At 60.5% G+C, this 18,266-nt stretch carries 20 protein-coding genes; 15 read left to right on the top strand and 5 right to left on the bottom strand.

Going from position 1 to position 18,266, the window contains the following annotated elements; all coding sequences use genetic code 11:
• Positions 1-51: 51 nt before the first annotated feature.
• Positions 52-531, bottom strand: a complete 480-nt coding sequence (gene secB, locus ATY78_RS14640) for a protein-export chaperone SecB (protein ID WP_008528719.1) — start codon at positions 529-531, stop codon at positions 52-54.
• A gap of 100 nt (positions 532-631) precedes the next feature.
• The gene (locus tag ATY78_RS14635; RefSeq protein WP_088683064.1) at positions 632-1,135 is read right to left on the bottom strand and encodes an FxsA family protein; all 504 of its coding nucleotides are present in this window, start codon (positions 1,133-1,135) and stop codon (positions 632-634) included.
• A 132-nt stretch (positions 1,136-1,267) separates the two neighbouring features.
• On the opposite strand from ATY78_RS14635, the gene ATY78_RS14630 reads away from it, so the two are divergent.
• The 5 genes from ATY78_RS14630 to gyrB all read left to right on the top strand — a co-directional run bounded on the left by ATY78_RS14630 (position 1,268) and on the right by gyrB (position 6,597).
• Positions 1,268-1,972: a Tim44/TimA family putative adaptor protein gene (locus ATY78_RS14630; protein ID WP_088683044.1), complete on the top strand. Its 705-nt coding sequence runs from the start codon at positions 1,268-1,270 to the stop codon at positions 1,970-1,972.
• On the top strand, positions 1,965-3,083 hold the full coding sequence (locus tag ATY78_RS14625; protein ID WP_088683043.1) for a murein transglycosylase A: 1,119 nt from the start codon (positions 1,965-1,967) through the stop codon (positions 3,081-3,083). Before ATY78_RS14630 ends, ATY78_RS14625 begins: the two co-directional genes overlap by 8 nt.
• Entirely contained in the window at positions 3,083-3,652 is a 570-nt protein-coding gene (locus ATY78_RS14620) for a Smr/MutS family protein (protein ID WP_088683042.1), read from the top strand. The genes ATY78_RS14625 and ATY78_RS14620 overlap by 1 nt, the downstream gene beginning before the upstream one ends.
• Complete coding sequence (locus ATY78_RS14615) at positions 3,649-4,026, top strand: helix-turn-helix transcriptional regulator (RefSeq protein WP_088683041.1); 378 nt, start codon at positions 3,649-3,651, stop codon at positions 4,024-4,026. Before ATY78_RS14620 ends, ATY78_RS14615 begins: the two co-directional genes overlap by 4 nt.
• A 135-nt stretch (positions 4,027-4,161) precedes the next feature.
• On the top strand, positions 4,162-6,597 hold the full coding sequence (gene gyrB / locus ATY78_RS14610; RefSeq protein ID WP_088683040.1) for a DNA topoisomerase (ATP-hydrolyzing) subunit B: 2,436 nt from the start codon (positions 4,162-4,164) through the stop codon (positions 6,595-6,597).
• Positions 6,598-6,663: 66 nt separating this feature from the next.
• On the opposite strand, the gene ATY78_RS14605 is transcribed toward gyrB, so the two are convergent.
• Positions 6,664-7,263 carry a nitroreductase family protein gene (locus ATY78_RS14605; RefSeq protein ID WP_088683039.1) on the bottom strand — a complete coding sequence of 200 codons (600 nt, stop codon included), beginning with the start codon at positions 7,261-7,263 and terminating at the stop codon, positions 6,664-6,666.
• Positions 7,264-7,299: 36 nt separating this feature from the next.
• Positions 7,300-7,584 (bottom strand): DUF2218 domain-containing protein, encoded by a 285-nt coding sequence (locus tag ATY78_RS14600; RefSeq protein ID WP_088683063.1) that lies wholly within the window; start codon positions 7,582-7,584, stop codon positions 7,300-7,302.
• A 172-nt stretch (positions 7,585-7,756) separates the two neighbouring features.
• Here ATY78_RS14600 and ATY78_RS14595 point away from each other — a divergent pair, with 172 nt between their 5' ends.
• The 10 genes from ATY78_RS14595 (at position 7,757) to ATY78_RS14550 (ending at position 17,808) form a co-directional block, all read left to right on the top strand.
• On the top strand, positions 7,757-8,710 hold the full coding sequence (locus ATY78_RS14595) for a glutathione S-transferase family protein (RefSeq protein ID WP_088683038.1): 954 nt from the start codon (positions 7,757-7,759) through the stop codon (positions 8,708-8,710).
• A 94-nt stretch (positions 8,711-8,804) separates the two neighbouring features.
• Positions 8,805-9,647 (top strand): fumarylacetoacetate hydrolase family protein, encoded by an 843-nt coding sequence (locus tag ATY78_RS14590; protein WP_088683037.1) that lies wholly within the window; start codon positions 8,805-8,807, stop codon positions 9,645-9,647.
• Positions 9,648-9,849: 202 nt separating this feature from the next.
• Positions 9,850-11,127: a polyhydroxyalkanoate depolymerase gene (gene phaZ / locus ATY78_RS14585; RefSeq protein WP_088683036.1), complete on the top strand. Its 1,278-nt coding sequence runs from the start codon at positions 9,850-9,852 to the stop codon at positions 11,125-11,127.
• A 143-nt stretch (positions 11,128-11,270) separates the two neighbouring features.
• A complete protein-coding gene (locus tag ATY78_RS14580) occupies positions 11,271-11,705 on the top strand; it encodes a DUF2852 domain-containing protein (RefSeq protein ID WP_088683062.1) in 435 nt (144 codons plus the stop codon).
• A gap of 108 nt (positions 11,706-11,813) precedes the next feature.
• Positions 11,814-12,572, top strand: coding sequence for a M48 family metallopeptidase (locus ATY78_RS14575; RefSeq protein WP_088683035.1), 759 nt, complete (start codon positions 11,814-11,816; stop codon positions 12,570-12,572).
• Positions 12,573-12,646: 74 nt separating this feature from the next.
• On the top strand, positions 12,647-13,315 hold the full coding sequence (locus ATY78_RS14570) for a phosphoribosylanthranilate isomerase (protein ID WP_088683034.1): 669 nt from the start codon (positions 12,647-12,649) through the stop codon (positions 13,313-13,315).
• A gap of 2 nt (positions 13,316-13,317) precedes the next feature.
• On the top strand, positions 13,318-14,538 hold the full coding sequence (gene trpB / locus ATY78_RS14565; protein ID WP_088683033.1) for a tryptophan synthase subunit beta: 1,221 nt from the start codon (positions 13,318-13,320) through the stop codon (positions 14,536-14,538).
• A 3-nt stretch (positions 14,539-14,541) separates the two neighbouring features.
• Positions 14,542-15,381 (top strand): tryptophan synthase subunit alpha, encoded by an 840-nt coding sequence (trpA, locus tag ATY78_RS14560; RefSeq protein ID WP_039617059.1) that lies wholly within the window; start codon positions 14,542-14,544, stop codon positions 15,379-15,381.
• 141 nt (positions 15,382-15,522) lie between these two features.
• Positions 15,523-16,428 carry an acetyl-CoA carboxylase, carboxyltransferase subunit beta gene (gene accD, locus ATY78_RS14555; RefSeq protein ID WP_088683032.1) on the top strand — a complete coding sequence of 302 codons (906 nt, stop codon included), beginning with the start codon at positions 15,523-15,525 and terminating at the stop codon, positions 16,426-16,428.
• Positions 16,429-16,455: 27 nt separating this feature from the next.
• Positions 16,456-17,808, top strand: a complete 1,353-nt coding sequence (locus tag ATY78_RS14550) for a folylpolyglutamate synthase/dihydrofolate synthase family protein (RefSeq protein ID WP_088683031.1) — start codon at positions 16,456-16,458, stop codon at positions 17,806-17,808.
• Between the two features lie 75 nt (positions 17,809-17,883).
• Here ATY78_RS14550 and trxA read toward each other — a convergent pair whose 3' ends face one another.
• Complete coding sequence (gene trxA / locus ATY78_RS14545; protein WP_008528748.1) at positions 17,884-18,204, bottom strand: thioredoxin; 321 nt, start codon at positions 18,202-18,204, stop codon at positions 17,884-17,886.
• Positions 18,205-18,266: the final 62 nt, after the last annotated feature.

The following is an 18,266-nucleotide window of genomic DNA, read 5'->3' as shown; positions in this document are numbered from 1 at the left end:
AATGCCCGGGACTTGCCCGGGCATCCGCATTTTCAAACCTGAAAGATCCGATCAGTTCGGAACGGCCTGAACCTTGGCGCGAGCCTGCTCTTCGGCAACGCGCTGAGCAAACATCTGCGTGAAGTCGATCGGGTCGATCATCAGCGGCGGGAAGCCGCCGTTGCGGGTGACGTCGGCGATGATCTGACGGGCGAAGGGGAAGAGCATGCGCGGGCACTCGATGAAGAGAACCGGCAGCATGTGTTCCTGCGGGAAGCCGGCAACGCGGAAGACGCCGCCATAGACGAGCTCGGTATGGAACACCGTCTTGTCGCCGTCTTTGGCTTCGGCATTCAGCGACAGCACGACGTCGAAATCCGTATCGGAAAGCGGATTGGCGTTGACGTTCACATTGATGTTGATCGTCGGGGCCTTGTCGCGGGCCTGCAGCGAACGCGGCGCGCCCGGATTTTCGAAGGAGAGGTCCTTGGTGTACTGCGCAAGGATCGAAAGGGTGGGGCTGGTCGCACCGTTGTTGTTATCGTCTGCCATTGGCTTTTCCTCGAAGGGCATGGAATGGTGCCGCCATCTAACATTTCAGGCAAGGGCTTACAACCCTGGGCGCTGGGCGTGGTTGATCGGCCGCAGGGCTTCAATCGCCAAGATGTTTGCCGGACCACGGCGAATTCGGCTTCGGTTCCCTATGATAATCCTCCTCGTCGAGATCGACCACCTTCGAATTCGGTTTGCGGTCGCGGAAGTCCGGCTGCGGGCCGCCGGAATAGCCCGTGGCATTGACGACGACGAAGCGTCTGGCGACCGCCCGCCAGACGAGATCGCGCACCGGCGGAATGAGAATGAGGATCGCGATGATGTCGGAGAGGAAGCCGGGAATGATCAGCAGCAGCGAAGCAATGACATTCATTGCCGGCTGCAACAGGTCGCGGCCCGGCATCACGCCATTTCGTCCTTCGCTCGACATGCGGCGCAGAATTCCGATGCCCTGCCGGCGCAGCAGGATCACGCCGGCAACGAAGCTCAGCATGACGAGCGCAAGTGTCAGCGCCAATCCGAGCGCCCGGCCGACGACGACGAAACCGGCAATTTCGGCGAGCGGCAGCAACAGAATGAAAGCTGGCAGGATCGAAAAACGCATGGTCGTCATTTCCCGGCCTTTGCCGGTCTCCTCTGGACGCTGGCGAAGATGCCAGCCATCATTTGAATCATCTGTATAGGCGGACTATATGGGAGTACAAATCAGAGATGTTAACGGCGGTTGCGATACGATATGAGTTCGAACGACTTCATCACATTATTCTTCCTGGTGGCGGCGGTGCTGATTTTCTTTCAGCTCCGTTCCGTGCTCGGCCGTCGCACCGGAAATGAGAAGCCGCCGCGCGATCTCTATACGCCGCGGGATGCCGCTCCGGCCGAAGCCGCTGATGGCGGCAAGGTCGTGACGCTGCCCCGGCGCGACGCGACGAATGAGGATGAGGATCGCTTCTCCGCCATCGATGCCGTCGCTGCGCCGGGAACGCCGCTCAACGAATCGCTGCGCGCCTTGAATAGGGCCGATCCTTCCTTCACTCCGAAGGAGTTTCTGAACGGCGCCCGCATGGCCTATGAGATGATCGTCATGGCCTATGCTGATGGCGACCGGAAAACGTTGAGAAACCTTCTGTCCCGCGAAGTCTATGACGGCTTCGACGCCGCGATCGGCGAACGCGAATCCAGGGACGAGAAGGTGAAATCCACCTTCGTCGGCATCGACAAGGCCGAAATCACCCATGCCGAGACGAAGGGCAGCGAAGCGCAGATCACCGTTCGCATCGTCAGCCAGCTGATATCGGCCACCTTCGACAAGGCGGATGCGCTGATCGAGGGTGACGCCGAAAACGTCGCCGAGGTCAACGATCTCTGGACTTTCGCCCGCGATACCCGCTCGCGCGATCCGAACTGGAAACTTGTGGCGACCGAATCGGAACATGAGTGACCAGGCATCGGACTTCGTCCTGCAGGCTGTCAGCTTCGACACTTTGGAAGGCTGGAAGGATGACGATCCTTCCGGCCTTTTTGAAGTCATGCGGAGCTGCCGACGGCAAATCACCGACGTCAAACCCTACCGCACCGGATCGCTCGGCCTGAGTTCGGAAGATCTGCTTCCGCTGCTGCTGGCCGCCGAAGACTTCACACCCTCGTCTCCGGCATCGGCGCGCGCCTTTTTCGAGAGACACTGCCGGCCCTTTCTGATCCGGCGCACGGATGGCAATCCCGGCTTCGTCACCGCTTTCTACGAACCCGAGATCGAGGTGTCGGAGAACCGGGACGAAATATTCCGGTTTCCCTTCTACCGCCGCCCGGACGATCTGATCGATCTCGATGACGCCAATCGCCCCGCCGATTTGGACGGAGCTTATGTTTTCGGCCGTCTGCATGACGGCCGCATTAGCGCCTATCCGGACCGCCGCGAGATCGATTGCGGTTTCCTCGAAGGCCGCGGCCTCGAAATCGCCTGGGCGAAGTCGAAGGTCGATGTCTTCTTCGTGCATGTGCAGGGCGCCGCCCGCCTGCGTTACAGCGACGGCCGTATCGGCCGCATCACCTATGCGGCAAAGGCCGGCCATCCTTTCTCGGCGATTGGCAAGCTCTTGATCGACCGCGGTGAAATCGACCGCGCCGAGATTTCGATGCAGTCGATCCGCGCCTGGCTGGCGCGCAATCCCGAGCGGGTGGACGAGGTGCTGTGGCACAATCGCTCCTATATTTTCTTCCGGGAGGCTCCGGTTGCCGATCCCGAGGCGGGCCCGGTCGCCGCCGCCAAGGTGCCGCTTCTTGCCGGGCGCTCGCTCGCGGTCGACCGGATGATCCATACCTTCGGCTTCCCCTTTTTCATCGGGGCCGAAAGCCTCACCCATCTCGATCAGGATCGGCCCTTCCGCCGGCTGATGTTGGCGCTCGACACCGGCTCGGCGATCGTCGGGCCGGCGCGCGGCGATATCTTCACCGGCTCGGGGGATATGGCGGGAGAAAACGCGGGCACCGTCCGCAACGACGCCGATTTTACCATCCTCATTCCCAATGCCGCCGCCGGACGATTCGACTGATGGCCAGGGATCGAAAGCTCAGCGCCGATGAGAGGATCCTTTGGGGCAAGGTCGCGCGCAGCACGCGGCCGATGCCGGGCAAGGCGAATGAGTTGACCGAACTCGATGCTTTTCTTGAAGAGGCCGAAGCGGCGGCCGAGCGAGAGAAACTCGGAAAACAGCCAACCGCGTCGCCCATGCCGGCGCAGCCGGCATCGCCTTCACCGCCGAAAGCGCCGGCGGGGGTGCATCATCCGCTGGAAAGGCCGGTCAAGCGCAAGATTGCCAAGGGCCGGCTGGCGCTCGAGGCGCGCATCGACCTGCACGGGCTGGTGCAGAGCGAGGCCCATGCCATCCTTCTCGATTTCCTGATCCGCGCCCATGAGCGTGGCATGCGTCATGTGCTCGTCATCACAGGCAAGGGCAGCTCGATGGGCAGCGACGGGGCGCTGAAGCGGGCCGTGCCGCTCTGGTTTTCGAAGCCGGAATTCCGCTACCTGATTTCTTCCTATGAATCCGCCGCACAGCATCACGGCGGCGAGGGCGCTCTCTATATCCGCCTGTCGCGGCGGTACGGGGAAAGGCCATGACGCCCTTCGGAGAGGCGGTCCGTCGGCTGAGAGCGCGCAAGGGCGTCTCGCAGAAGGAGATGGCGGATGCGCTGAACGTCTCCCCCGCCTATCTCTCGGCGCTCGAACACGGAAAACGCGGTCTGCCGACATTCGATCTGCTCCAGCGCATCGCCGGCTATTTCAACATCATCTGGGACGAAGCCGAGGAACTGTTCCTGCTTGCCCGCTCGTCCGACCCCCGCGTCGTCATCGACACGTCGGGTCTGCCTCCGGAGTATACCGAATTTGCCAACCGGCTGGCGCGGCGGATTCGCGAGCTTGACAGCGCGGAGATCGCCCGGCTATCGGCTCTTCTCGAAAATGCCGGCAAAGGCGACGGAAAAGCGTCGTAATCCCCTGTTTTATGCCTTGTTCAGGGGACTTGCCATTGGGAACTGGGCTCAAAAAACCTATATACGAGAGTAAAGAAAGCCGGTGATTCGCAAGGCCCGCCGCCGCTTTACGACAACAGGGAAAATCTCGACAGAATGAGCGATACATCCGCGACGGAAAACGGCGTAAGCAGCGAATATGGCGCAGATTCCATCAAGGTCCTGAAGGGCCTTGACGCCGTGCGCAAGCGCCCCGGCATGTATATCGGCGACACTGACGATGGCTCAGGCCTCCACCACATGGTCTATGAAGTCGTCGACAACGCGATCGACGAAGCGCTTGCCGGTCATGCCGACATCGTCACCGTCACTCTCAATCCGGATGGTTCTGTCACGGTCACCGACAACGGCCGCGGCATCCCGACCGACATCCATACCGGTGAAGGCGTATCGGCGGCCGAAGTCATCATGACGCAGCTTCATGCCGGCGGTAAGTTCGACCAGAATTCCTACAAGGTCTCGGGCGGTCTGCACGGCGTCGGCGTTTCCGTCGTCAACGCTCTTTCGGTCTGGCTCAAGCTGAAGATCCGCCGCCACGGCAAGATCCATGAAATGCGCTTCACCCATGGCGTCGCCGACGCTCCGCTGAAGGTCACGGGCGATGCCCCTGATATGACCGGCACCGAAGTCAGCTTCATGCCGAGCAGCGAAACCTTCACCATGACGGAATTCGATTACGGCACGCTGGAGCATCGCCTGCGCGAACTCGCCTTCCTGAATTCGGGCGTGCGCATCCTTTTGAGCGACAAGCGCCATTCCGATATCAAGCAGGAAGAGATGCGTTATGACGGCGGCCTCGAAGCCTTCGTCGCCTATCTCGACCGCGCCAAGAAACCGCTCGTCGACAAGCCGGTCGCCATCCGCGGCGAAAAGGACGGTATCACCGTCGAAGTGGCGATGTGGTGGAACGACAGCTACCACGAGAACGTGCTCTGCTTCACCAACAACATTCCTCAGCGCGATGGCGGCACCCATATGGCCGGCTTCCGCGCGGCGCTGACGCGCCAGGTGGTTTCCTATGCCGACAATTCCGGCATCACCAAGAAGGAAAAGGTGACGCTGCAGGGCGAGGACTGCCGCGAAGGACTGACGGCGGTCCTCTCGGTCAAGGTGCCAGATCCGAAATTCTCGTCGCAGACGAAGGACAAGCTCGTTTCCTCGGAAGTCCGTCCCGTCGTCGAAAGCCTCGTCAACGAGGCGCTGAGCACCTGGTTCGAAGAACATCCGAGCGAAGCCAAGATCCTGGTCGGCAAGGTCGTCGAAGCCGCCGCCGCGCGTGAGGCGGCCCGCAAGGCCCGCGAATTGACCCGCCGCAAGGGCGCGCTCGATATCGCCTCGCTTCCCGGCAAGCTCGCCGACTGTTCGGAACGCGATCCGGCAAAATCCGAAGTCTTCCTCGTCGAGGGTGATTCCGCCGGCGGCTCGGCCAAGCAGGGCCGTTCGCGCGAAAACCAGGCGATCCTGCCGCTCCGCGGCAAGATTCTGAACGTCGAACGCGCTCGTTTCGACAAGATGCTGTCCAGCCAGGAAATCGGCACGCTGATCACCGCACTCGGCACCGGCATCGGCAAGGACGAGTTCAACGCCGAAAAGCTGCGTTACCACAAGATCATCATCATGACGGATGCCGACGTTGACGGCGCCCATATCCGCACCCTGCTGCTCACTTTCTTCTTCCGGCAGATGCCTGAGCTGATCGAGCGCGGTCATCTCTATATCGCCCAGCCGCCGCTCTATAAGGTCGCGCGCGGCAAGTCGGTGCAATATCTGAAGGATGAGAAGGCGCTTGAGGAATATCTCATCGCCCAGGGCCTGGAAGATGCCTCGTTGAGGCTCGGCAGCGGCGAGGTTCGCATCGGTCAGGATCTGCGCGAGGTCATTCTCGATGCGATGCGCATGCGCGCTTTGCTCGATAATCTCCACTCGCGCTACAATCGCGCCGTCGTCGAACAGGCGGCAATCGCCGGCGCCCTGAATGCCGAATTGGTCAGTGATTCCGCAAGAGCGCTGACCCTGGCGAACGAAGTGGCAGGCCGCCTCGACATCATCGCCGAGGAGACCGAACGCGGCTGGCAGGGCGATTTGACCAGCGATGGCGGTTTGCGCCTTGAGCGCATGGTCCGCGGTGTCAAGGAGGTGGTGGTGCTCGACATGGCGCTGATCGGTTCCTCGGATGCCCGGCATATCGACCAGCTGACATCGCGCCTTAAGGAAATCTATCAGACGCCGCCGTCGCTGCACCGCCGTGAAGGCGATATCGAAATTTCAGGACCGCGCGCCCTGCTCGACGCGATCTTCGCCAGCGGCCGCAAGGGCCTCAGCATGCAGCGCTACAAGGGCCTTGGCGAAATGAATGCCGAGCAGCTCTGGGAAACGACACTTGATCCGAACGTGCGCTCGCTGCTGCAGGTCAAGGTCGCCGACGCCACCGATGCCGACGGCCTCTTCGCCCGCCTGATGGGTGACGAAGTCGAGCCGCGGCGCGAATTCATCCAGGACAATGCGCTGAGCGTCGCCAATCTCGACATCTGATCGAGATTTCTTCAATAAAAGCCCCGCCGTTCCTCGAACGGCGGGGTTTTCTTTTGTCTGGCTTTCTCAGTTTGCGACGAAACGGCCGTTGAAGGCGAGTTCAGCGAGCGGCTTACGCTGGCTTGGGATTTCACGTGCCTGGTTGCGTTCGGAAAGAACGCTCTTATCGGCCAGGCGGCCGACGGCAACGCCCGCCTCGACCCGGTAACCCTCTGGGATATCGAACGTCTTTCTGATGTCTTCATGTTTGATGCCGCCCATGCCATGGGCATAGAAGCCGGAGAGGCGCGCTTGCAGCGCCAGATATCCCCAGGCCGCACCGGCATCGAAGGAATGGGTATAGCTCGGCTTTTCCTCGCCGGAGCCGGCAGCACCGGTGAAGCTGCGCGACACGACGAAGATCAGCGCCGACGCGTTCTTCGCCCATTCCTGATTGGCATCGACGAGCAGTGCGACGAATTTCTCCCAATGCTCCGAGCCCTTGAGGGCATAGATGAAGCGCCAGGGCTGCTGGTTGGACGAAGACGGCGCCCAATGGGCGGCGTCGAGCAGGCTGAGCAGCTGTGCCTCCTCGATGATTTCGCCGGTAAAGGCGCGGGGCGACCAGCGGTCGAGAAACATCGGATCGATCGGATATTGGGATTCGCGGCTATTGCTCTTGGTCATGCTTGTTCCGGGGTTGGGGGCATAAAATCGTTGCGATTAGTCGGTCCAGACGATGTCGAGCTCCTCGCGGAAGGCAAAACGCTTCAGATGATCGTCGACGACGCCCTGCATCCTTGCCTGCTGAGCGGGATCGGCGACGGAAAGCGCCATGGTCAGCGCCGCATCGTCGGCGGTAAACGTTACCTCGGCCGTATCGCTGAACGGCACTCGGCCCTTATGCGGATCGAACTCGACGCTGAACTTGTGGCTCCAGTGTTTGCAGAGCTGCTGGAGATAGCGGCTCGCATGTTCGGTGCGAACGACGGCCTTGGAGAGGTGCATTTCGAACTCCATCTTATCTTGGACTGCAGCGCAGTCATATTTCCTGCTTCGCCGGCTTGGCAAGCGCAGCGTCGTCGCAGCTGGGTGGACGCACTGTCTCCATAAAAGCGGCCTTACGCACGCGCGGAAGCGGGGTATGAACCGCTTCAGTCAATCGGTTGGAGAGTTGCGCATGCTGGTGAACGGAAAATGGATGGAAGACTGGCAGCCCGTTCAGGCAAAAGATGAAAAGGGCGGCTTTGTCAGGCAAATCTCCAGCTTCCGCAACTGGGTGACGCCGGATGGCAGCGCCGGGCCGACGGGCGAGGGCGGCTTCGAAGCCGGCGCCAGCCGTTACCATCTCTATGTCGCCTATATCTGTCCCTGGGCGTCGCGCACTTTGATCGGCCGCAAGCTCAAGGGCCTGGAAGACGTGATCTCGGTTTCCGTCGTCGAGCCGCAATTGAGCAAGCAGGGCTGGCGCTTCGGCGACTATCCCGGCGCCACGCAGGATCACCTCAACGGCGCCACCTATATGCACGAAATCTATACCAGGGCGGCGCCGGATTTTACCGGCCGCGCCACCGTGCCGGTTCTCTGGGACAAGCGGAGGCAGACGATCGTCAACAATGAATCCTCTGACATCCTGCGCATGCTGAACAGCGGCTTCGGCGCGCTCGCGAAAAATCCGATCGATCTTTATCCCATCGAGAGACGCGCCGAGATCGATGCTTTCAACGACCGCATCTATCCCGCCCTCAACAACGGGGTCTATCGCGCCGGTTTTGCCATCACGCAGATCGCCTATGAGGAAGCCTTCGCCGATGTCTTCTCGTGCCTCGATTGGGTCGAACCGCAATTCGAAGGCCGGCCCTTCCTTTTTGCCGATCATCCCACGGAAAGCGATATCCGGCTTTTCGTGACGCTGGTGCGCTTCGATGTTGCCTATCATGGCATCTTCAAATGCAATCTGCGCCGGCTTTCGGATTATGCCAATCTGCGCGCTTTCTGTCGGCGCATGCTGGATTGGCCGGGCGTTGCCGAAACCGTGAATCTCGATCACATCAAGCGTGGCTATTATTCGGTTGAAAGCCTCAACCCGACGAAAATCGTGCCCGCCGGCCCGGATCTCTCCGAAATTTTCTAGAAGGCCGTACCGCTTCTCGTCAAAGCCGTAATGACACCGATGAATAATTCGTTCATAGGTGGTTGCAAATCCGTTTTCGATGAGGAGGAATTCCATGAAGCTGATGCGTGTTGGCGAAGCAGGTCGCGAAAAACCCGCGCTTCTCGATGCCGATGGCAAGATCCGCGATCTCTCCGGTCACGTCGCCGATATCGGCGGTGAGGCGATTTCGCCGGCGGGCCTGGCAAAGATAGCGGCGATCGATCCGAAGAGCCTTCCGGAGCTTGCCCCCGAGCGCATCGGCGCATGCGTCACCGGCACGGGCAAATTCATCTGCATCGGCCTGAATTTCTCCGACCACGCCGCCGAAACCGGCGCCACCGTGCCGCCCGAGCCTGTCATCTTCATGAAGGCGACCTCAGCGATCGTTGGTCCGAACGACACCGTTCTCATTCCGCGCGGCTCGGAAAAGACCGATTGGGAAGTCGAGCTTGGCGTCGTCATCGGCAAGACGGCGAAATATGTCAGCGAAGCCGATGCGCTCGACTATGTCGCCGGCTACTGCGTGTCGCATGACGTGTCCGAGCGCGCTTTCCAGACGGAACGCGCCGGCCAGTGGACCAAGGGCAAGTCCTGCGACACCTTCGGGCCGATCGGCCCCTGGCTGGTCACCAAGGACGAGATCGCCGATCCGCAAAACCTCGGCATGTGGCTGAAGGTCAACGGTCAGACGATGCAGAACGGCTCCTCCAAGACCATGGTCTATGGCGTCGCTCACATCGTTTCCTATCTCAGCCAGTTCATGTCGCTGCATCCCGGCGATGTCATCTCGACAGGAACGCCCCCCGGCGTCGGCATGGGCATGAAGCCGCCGCGTTATCTCAAGGATGGCGATGTCGTCGAACTCGGCATCGAAGGCCTCGGCAGCCAGAAGCAGACCTTCGTCGCGGATCGTTAAGGACGCCTTTTGCGCTGAACCTTAAGTTTTCAGTCGTATGGTATGCCAGAGATCAACTCTCTGGCATTTCTTGTGCAGGTCCGACTCGTTCATGTTGCTGTGCAACAAAAACCTGTTAGTCTGCGTTTTGGGCCAGCGTGCGGAAAGATTCGACGTCTACCAATCGACGTCATCTTTTCGATAGAGAAAGGTGGCGCCGTTTATGTTCTATCAGCTTTATGAATTGAATCATGCCGCTATGGCGCCTTTTCGTGCCGCAGCGGACATTATGCGATTTGCCTATGCCAATCCGCTGAATCCGTTCTCCCATACACCCTTCGGCCGGACGATGGCGGCAAGCCTCGAAATGTTCGAGCGCACGACACGCCGCTATGGAAAGCCGGAATTCGGGTTGAAGCAGACGACGATCGGCGACCAGACGGTTTCCGTCCGCGAAGAGGTCGTCTGGTCGAGATCCTTCTGCAATCTCCTCCATTTCGCGCGGAACGTTCCGCCCGGCCGGGCCAGCGATCCCCGTATCCTGATCGTCGCGCCGATGTCCGGCCACTATGCGACGCTCTTGCGCGGCACGGTCGAAGCGCTGCTGCCGAGCGCTGATGTCTACATCACCGATTGGATCGACGCCCGCATGGTGCCGATGACGGAAGGCAGGTTCGATTTCGATGATTATGTTGACTACGTCATCGAGATGCTGCATTTCCTCGGTCATGACACCCATGTCATCGCCGTCTGTCAGCCGTCCGTTCCGGTGCTGGCCGCCGCTGCCGTGATGGAAGAAGCCAACGATCCGCTGTCTCCCTCGTCGATGACGCTGATGGGCGGCCCGATCGACACGCGCATCAATCCGACGGCGGTCAACAAGCTTGCCCAGGAGCGCTCGCTGCAGTGGTTCTCCGACAATGTCATCATGAACGTGCCCTGGCCGCAGCCGGGCTTCATGCGTCCCGTCTATCCTGGCTTCCTGCAGCTTTCCGGGTTCATGTCGATGAATCTCGATCGCCATCTGGTCGCCCACAAGGAATTCTTCATGCATCTCGTGAAGAACGACGGCGAGCCGGAAAAACACCGCGATTTCTACGACGAATATCTCGCCGTCATGGATCTGACCGCCGAATTCTACCTGCAGACGGTGGAGGAGGTCTTCATCAAGCACTCCCTGCCGAAGGGTGAATTGATGCATCGCGGTAAACGCGTCGATCCCGCAGCGATCCGCAAGGTGGCGCTTCTGACCGTCGAAGGCGAGAACGACGACATTTCGGGCGTCGGCCAGACCAAGGCGGCGCAGACCATCTGCGTCAACATTCCCGAAGATATGCGCATGCATTATCTTCAGCCGGATGTCGGTCACTACGGCGTTTTCAACGGTTCCCGGTTCCGCCGTGAGATCGCGCCGCGCATCGTCAGCTTCGTCCGCCAGCATTCCCGTTCCGCCGTCAAAAACCCGGTTCAGCGGGTTATCAAGGGCGGTCGCACGGCCTGATTCAGCGATAGCTGAATTAGAAAAGGCGATTCAAGGCCTTGTCCGATTTCGTGGGCAATCGCCTTGAAGGCGGTTCTTGCGGTAACCACATCGATTTCAGCGTTCGGCATCTTGCCGGGCGCGGAAAGCAAGGATACCGCACGATGAACCAGTCAGCATTGCTTCGACCGGATTGGACTCCGGCTACCATTGCCCTGATGATTCTCGGCTTCATGGTTTTCTGGCCTCTGGGTCTAGCCATGCTTGCCTATATCATCTTCGGCGATCGTCTGCGCGGCTTCAAGCGCGACGTCAATCAGGCGACCGATGGCTTCTTCGCCTCCTGCCGCCGTTCGCATGGCCGTCATCGCCCGCATTTCTCGACCGGCAACGTCGCCTTCGACGACTGGCGCAAGGCCGAGCTCGACCGGATCGAGGAAGAGCGCCGCAAGCTTGACGAAATGCGCGAGGAATTCGACGAATATCTCAGTGAACTCCGCCGCGCCAAGGACCAGGAAGAGTTCGACCGCTTCATGCGTGACCGCAAGAGCGCCAAGCGCGACGACAATGGCCCGGTCGCGGAGTTCCAGACGCCGTGAAGGCTCAAGCAATGAAGTGATGACCGGCATCTCACCGATGCCGGTTTTTCCATGCCTGCCTACCCGGCAATCGTTTAGATTCCCCGGCGAATCGTATAGAAAACTCCCATGTTTCCGCTTCTGAAGACACGGCCAAAGGCGCGAAAGCCGGCTCCGCCCGAAACGCGGACGCTTGACGTCGCCGGCCGGCTCATGCCCCTGACCATCAAGCAGCATGACCAGGCGACGCGCATCACGCTGCGCATCGAGCCGGGCGGGCGAGCCCTCAAGATGACGGTGCCGAGAGGCCTTGCTGCGCGTGAGGTCAATGCCTTCCTCGATCGGCACCAGGGATGGCTGCTCACCAGGCTTGCGAAGTTTTCGACCGATACGGGCTTAAGCGACGGCGGCAAGATCCTCCTGCGCGGCGTTTCTCATCGCATCGAGCACACCGGCAGCCTGCGCGGCTTGACGGAGGTGGTCTCTGTGGACGGCAGCCCCGTGCTGCGCGTCAGCGGCATGCCCGAACATGTCGGGCGGCGCATCGCGGCCTTTCTCAAGAAGGAGGCGCGGGCCGATCTCGAACGACTGGCGACGATGCATGCCGCAACGATCCGGGCGCCGATACGGTCGATCTCGATGAAGGATACCCGCAGCCGGTGGGGCTCCTGCTCGTCGGAAGGAAACTTGAGCTTTTCCTGGCGCATCGTCATGGCGCCGCCTTCGGTGATCGATTATCTCGCCGCCCACGAAGTTGCCCATCTCAAGGAGATGAACCACGGGCCTCGTTTCTGGGCGCTTTGCAAAAAGCTTTGCCCCGGCATGGAGGACGCGAAATCCTGGCTGAAGCGGCACGGTAGCCAATTGCACGCCATTGATTTCGATTAGCTGAGCGTCCGCTAAATGCAGCGTTCCACGCAAATTGGCTCGACTCTTGCCGCATTTCGTGTCACTTCGCTGCCATGAAACCCGATATCAAGATCTGTGGCTTGAAGACGCCCGAAGCGATCGATCGTGCGCTGAAACGCGGCGCGACCCATATCGGTTTTATCTTCTTCGAAAAGAGCCCGCGTTACGTCGAACCGGATATTGCGGCCAAACTTGCCGAACCCGCCCGCGGCAAGGCGAAGATCGTCGCCGTCGTCGTCGATCCCACCAATGACGAGCTGGACGAGATCGTATCGCTGTTGAAGCCGGATATTCTGCAGCTTCATGGCAACGAGAGCCCCGAACATGTGCTGACGATCAAGGCGCTCTATGGCCTGCCGGTCATGAAAGTCTTTTCCGTGCGCACGGCCGATGATCTGAAACGCGTCGAAGCCTATATCGGCATCGCCGACCGTTTCCTCTTCGACGCGAAAGCGCCGAAAGGTTCGGAACTGCCCGGCGGCAACGGGATTTCCTTCGACTGGAGCCTTTTGAGCTGGCTCGACGGCAGCATCGACTACATGCTTTCCGGCGGGCTGAACAAGGACAATGTCGCGGACGCGCTATCGGCCACCAAGACACGTGGTATCGACGTTTCCTCGGGCGTCGAAAGCGCGCCCGGCGTGAAGAGCGTCGCGATGATCGATGAATTTTTCGATGCGGTCGAAAAGGCGGATACGCCTGTCATGGCCTCAGGGAGTTGAGAGTGAACGAAACGCTTAAACCGAATTCCTTCCGTTCCGGCCCCGATGAAGATGGCCGTTTCGGCATCTATGGCGGTCGTTTCGTTGCCGAAACGTTGATGCCTTTGATCCTCGATCTGCAGGATGAATGGAACAAGGCAAAGAGCGATCCGGCATTCCAGGCGGAATTGAAGCATCTCGGTGCCCATTATATCGGCCGCCCGAGCCCGCTTTATTTCGCCGAACGGCTGACGGCCGAGCTTGGCGGCGCGAAGATCTATTTCAAGCGCGAAGAGCTGAACCACACCGGTTCCCACAAGATCAACAACTGCATCGGCCAGATCCTGCTTGCCAAGCGCATGGGCAAGACGCGGATCATCGCCGAAACCGGCGCTGGTCAGCATGGCGTAGCCTCGGCGACCGTTGCCGCCCGCTTCGGTCTTCCCTGCGTCGTCTACATGGGCGCGACCGATGTCGAACGCCAGGCGCCGAACGTTTTCCGCATGAAGCTGCTCGGCGCGGAAGTGAAGCCGGTGACGGCAGGCAGCGGCACGCTGAAGGACGCCATGAACGAGGCGCTTCGCGACTGGGTCACCAATGTCGAGGATACCTATTACCTGATCGGAACGGCGGCCGGCCCGCATCCCTATCCGGAGATGGTCCGCGACTTCCAGTCGGTGATCGGCACGGAAGCGAAAGAGCAGATGCTGGCGGCGGAAGGCCGCCTGCCGGATCTCGTCGTCGCTGCCGTTGGCGGTGGCTCGAATGCGATCGGCATCTTCCACCCCTTCCTCGACGATTCCTCCGTGAAGATCGTCGGCGTCGAAGCCGGCGGCAAGGGCCTGCAGGGCGACGAACATTGCGCTTCGATCACCGCCGGTTCGCCTGGCGTGCTGCACGGCAACCGTACCTATCTGCTGCAGGATGGCGACGGCCAGATCAAGGAAGGCCACTCGATTTCAGCCGGTCTCGATTATCCCGGCATCGGCCCCGAACATTCCTGGCTGAGCGATATCGGCCGCGTCGATTACGTGCCGATCATGGACCATGAAGCGCTCGAGGCGTTCCAGACTCTGACCCGTCTCGAAGGCATCATCCCGGCGCTCGAGGCCGCGCATGCGATTGCCGAGGTCATCAAGCGCGCGCCGAAAATGGGCAAGGACGAGATCATCCTGATGAACCTCTCCGGCCGCGGCGACAAGGATATCTTCACCGTCGGCAAGATTCTGGGAATGGGACTGTAAGACATGACCGCACGCATGGACAAACGCTTTGCCGAGCTGAAGGCCGAGGGCCGTCCGGCGCTTGTGACCTATTTCATGGGCGGCGATCCTGATTACGATACGTCTCTCGGCATCATGAAGGCGCTGCCGGAAGCGGGCTCCGACATTATCGAGCTCGGCATGCCCTTTTCCGATCCGATGGCCGATGGACCGGCGATCCAGCTGGCCGGCCAGCGCGCGCTGAAAGGCGGCCAGACGCTGAAGAAGACGCTGCAGCTGGCGGCCGATTTCCGCAAGACCAACGATGCGACGCCGATCGTCATGATGGGCTATTACAATCCGATCTACATCTACGGCGTCGAAAAATTCCTCGATGACGCGATCGCTGCCGGTATCGACGGCCTGATCGTCGTCGACCTGCCGCCGGAGATGGATGACGAACTCTGCATTCCGGCAATCCGCAAAGGCATCAATTTCATTCGCCTGGCGACGCCGACCACCGACGAGAAGCGCCTGCCGGCCGTGTTGAAGAACACCTCCGGCTTCGTCTACTACGTCTCGATGAACGGCATCACCGGCTCGGCGCTGCCCGATCCGTCGCTGGTGTCGGGCGCCGTCCAGCGCATCAAGCAGCATACGGAGCTGCCTGTCTGCGTCGGCTTCGGCGTCAAGACGGCGGAGCATGCGAAGGTCATCGGCGGTTCGGCCGATGGTGTCGTCGTCGGCACCGCCATCGTCAATCAGGTCGCGACCAGCTTGACGAAAGACGGGAAGGCCACGGCAGATACGGTTCAGGCAGTCGCAACGCTAGTGCGCGGCCTTTCCTCCGGAACACGTTCGGCGCGCCTTGTTGCTGCCGAATAGTTTCCCCACATTGGTATTAGAGCATGTCGCGCAAAAGTGTGCAGCGGTTTTGCGGCAACGACTGCGGGAAAACAAAGATCTAAAGCGTGGAAACCGATCTGAAAGATCGTGACGCGCTTTAGTCAATCAGGAGAATTCGAGTTGAACTGGATCACCAACTACGTTCGCCCGCGGATCAATTCCATGCTGGGCCGTCGCGAAGTGCCGGAGAACCTCTGGATCAAGTGCCCGGAAACGGGCGAGATGGTCTTCCATAAGGACCTGGAATCCAACAAATGGGTGATTCCGGCATCTGGTTATCACATGAAGATGCCGGCCAAGGCTCGCCTTGCCGATCTTTTCGACAACGGTGAATACGAAGCGCTGCCGCAGCCGAAGGTCGTCCAGGACCCGCTGAAGTTCCGCGATTCGAAGAAATACAGCGATCGTCTCCGCGACAGCCGCCTGAAGACCGAGCAGGAGGACACGATCCTCGCCGGCCTCGGAAAGGTGCAGGGCCTGAAACTCGTTGCCGTCGTGCACGAGTTCAACTTCATCGGCGGTTCGCTCGGCATTGCTGCCGGCGAGGCGATCGTCAAGGCTTTCGAACGTGCGACGTCGGAAAAATGCCCGCTGGTTATGTTCCCCGCTTCCGGCGGCGCGCGCATGCAGGAAGGCATTCTCTCGCTGATGCAGTTGCCGCGCACGACCGTTGCCGTCGATCTGCTCAAGGAATCCGGCCAGCCTTATGTCGTCGTACTGACCAATCCGACGACGGGCGGCGTCACGGCCTCCTATGCCATGCTCGGCGATATCCATCTGGCCGAGCCCGGCGCAGAAATCGGCTTTGCCGGCAAGCGCGTGATCGAGCAGACGCTGCGTGAAAAACTGCCCGAGGGCTTCCAGACCTCCGAATATCTGCTGGAACATGGTATGGTCGACATGGTCGTTAAGCGTCACGACATTCCGGAAACGCTGGCGCGTCTTCTGAAGATCCTGACGAAGAAGCCCGTCTCGGCAGCCAACGACGTGACTCGCGGAGCGATCGCCCTGGCGGCGAGCGCCTGATATCAGGCAAACGGGCGGGGTGCCGAAATGATACCCAGAGGCCAAACCGCGGTGAGTGAGGCAGCGCAAGAGATCGAAAAACTCATGGGATTGCATCCCAAGGGGTTCGATCTGTCTCTTGATCGCATCATCCGTCTTCTCGATGTGCTCGGCAATCCGCACAAGAAATTGCCGCCGGTGATTCATGTCGCCGGCACCAACGGCAAAGGGTCGGTCACCGCCTTCTGCCGCGCCCTGCTCGAAGCCGGCGGCTATAGCGCTCACGTCCACACCTCACCGCATCTCGTCAATTGGCACGAGCGTTATCGCATCGGCGTGGCGGGCGGACGCGGGCAGCTTGTCGATGACGCCGTCTTTGCCGAGGCCCTGCGACGCGTGGCCGATGCCAATGCCGGGCAGCACATCACCGTCTTCGAAATTCTGACGGCAGTCACCTTCATCCTATTTTCCGAACATCCGGCCGATGCCGCGATCATCGAAGTCGGCCTCGGCGGCCGTTTCGACGCCACCAATGTCATTTCCGATCCGGCCGTCTCGGTCATCATGCCGATCTCGCTGGATCACCAGCCCTATCTCGGCGACAGGGTCGAACTGATCGCCGCCGAAAAGGCCGGCATCATGAAGCCGGGATTGCCCGTCGTCATCGGCCATCAGGAATATGACGCCGCCCTCGACGTGCTGATGTCGACGGCCGAGCGGCTGCATTGCCCGAGTGCGGTCTTCGGGCAGGATTTCATGGCGCACGAGGAATATGGCCGGCTCGTCTATCAGGACGAGTATGGGCTTGCCGATCTGCCGCTACCGCGCCTTCCCGGCCGCCATCAATATGCCAATGCTGCCGCCGCCATCCGCGCCGTCAAGGCCGCTGGCTTCACCGTCACCGAGACGATGATGGAAAAGGCGATGAATTTGGTGGAATGGCCGGGCCGGCTGCAGCGCCTGAGCGAAGGCCGGCTGATGCAGCATGCGCCCGCCGGCGCCGAGATCTGGGTCGATGGCGGGCACAATCCCGGCGCCGGCGAGGTGATCGCCGAAGCCATGGCCAATTTCGAAGAGCGCCAGCCACGGCCGCTGTTCCTGATCACCGGCATGATCAACACCAAGGATCCGATCGGTTATTTCAAGGCCTTCGCAGGCCTGGTCGAGAAGGTTTTCTGCGTGCCGATCCGCGGCAGCGATGCGGTGATCGACCCGGTGATCCTGTCGAATGCCGCCTATGATGCCGGCCTGGTCGCCGAACCGATGTCGACGGTCGGTGATGCGCTGGAAGCGATAAAATCCGCCCTCGACCCAGAGGCGCTGCCGCCGCGTATCCTGATCGGCGGCTCCCTCTATCTCGTCGGCGATGTGCTTGCCGACAACGGCACGCCTCCGAAGTGAAGCGGGCGAAACGAAGGAATGTGAAATGAAAAAAGCCCGGTCGAAGCCGGGCTTTTTTCATGTAGGCGATACCAATCAGGCGGCGTTCGAAATCCAGTTCGAAAGAGCCGTCTTCGGCTTGGCGCCGACCGAGATATCGGCCACTTCGCCGCCCTTGAAGATCGCAAGCGTCGGAATGGAGCGCACGCCGAACTGGGCGGCGAGTTCCGGATTCTCGTCGATGTTGAGCTTGGCGACCTTGACCTTGCCTTCCATCTCGACGGCGATTTCTTCGAGGCTCGGAGCAATCATCTTGCACGGGCCGCACCATTCAGCCCAGAAATCGACGACGACGGGTTCTGCGGATTCCAGAACTTCCGACTGGAAGTTATTGATATCGACTTTCACGGTAGCCATGGGCTGCTCCTTTAACTCAAGTGTTGAACCACATGTGATGGTGCGGTGCCGAAATTTCAATG

Origin of the sequence: Rhizobium sp. R635 (assembly GCF_002211285.1) — a bacterium.
Lineage (GTDB): Bacteria > Pseudomonadota > Alphaproteobacteria > Rhizobiales > Rhizobiaceae > Rhizobium.
The sequence above is the reverse complement of the archived record's forward strand: the minus strand, read 5'-3'. Positions and strand labels throughout refer to the sequence as shown.

Coding starts and splice junctions, on each gene's coding strand:
- secB (WP_008528719.1), bottom strand. CDS start 531: ATGGCAGACGATAACAACAACGGTGCGACCAGCCCCACCCTTTCGATC.
- ATY78_RS14635 (WP_088683064.1), bottom strand. CDS start 1,135: ATGCGTTTTTCGATCCTGCCAGCTTTCATTCTGTTGCTGCCGCTCGCC.
- ATY78_RS14630 (WP_088683044.1), top strand. CDS start 1,268: ATGAGTTCGAACGACTTCATCACATTATTCTTCCTGGTGGCGGCGGTG.
- ATY78_RS14625 (WP_088683043.1), top strand. CDS start 1,965: ATGAGTGACCAGGCATCGGACTTCGTCCTGCAGGCTGTCAGCTTCGAC.
- ATY78_RS14620 (WP_088683042.1), top strand. CDS start 3,083: ATGGCCAGGGATCGAAAGCTCAGCGCCGATGAGAGGATCCTTTGGGGC.
- ATY78_RS14615 (WP_088683041.1), top strand. CDS start 3,649: ATGACGCCCTTCGGAGAGGCGGTCCGTCGGCTGAGAGCGCGCAAGGGC.
- gyrB (WP_088683040.1), top strand. CDS start 4,162: ATGAGCGATACATCCGCGACGGAAAACGGCGTAAGCAGCGAATATGGC.
- ATY78_RS14605 (WP_088683039.1), bottom strand. CDS start 7,263: ATGACCAAGAGCAATAGCCGCGAATCCCAATATCCGATCGATCCGATG.
- ATY78_RS14600 (WP_088683063.1), bottom strand. CDS start 7,584: ATGCACCTCTCCAAGGCCGTCGTTCGCACCGAACATGCGAGCCGCTAT.
- ATY78_RS14595 (WP_088683038.1), top strand. CDS start 7,757: ATGCTGGTGAACGGAAAATGGATGGAAGACTGGCAGCCCGTTCAGGCA.
- ATY78_RS14590 (WP_088683037.1), top strand. CDS start 8,805: ATGAAGCTGATGCGTGTTGGCGAAGCAGGTCGCGAAAAACCCGCGCTT.
- phaZ (WP_088683036.1), top strand. CDS start 9,850: ATGTTCTATCAGCTTTATGAATTGAATCATGCCGCTATGGCGCCTTTT.
- ATY78_RS14580 (WP_088683062.1), top strand. CDS start 11,271: ATGAACCAGTCAGCATTGCTTCGACCGGATTGGACTCCGGCTACCATT.
- ATY78_RS14575 (WP_088683035.1), top strand. CDS start 11,814: ATGTTTCCGCTTCTGAAGACACGGCCAAAGGCGCGAAAGCCGGCTCCG.
- ATY78_RS14570 (WP_088683034.1), top strand. CDS start 12,647: ATGAAACCCGATATCAAGATCTGTGGCTTGAAGACGCCCGAAGCGATC.
- trpA (WP_039617059.1), top strand. CDS start 14,542: ATGACCGCACGCATGGACAAACGCTTTGCCGAGCTGAAGGCCGAGGGC.
- ATY78_RS14550 (WP_088683031.1), top strand. CDS start 16,456: ATGATACCCAGAGGCCAAACCGCGGTGAGTGAGGCAGCGCAAGAGATC.
- trxA (WP_008528748.1), bottom strand. CDS start 18,204: ATGGCTACCGTGAAAGTCGATATCAATAACTTCCAGTCGGAAGTTCTG.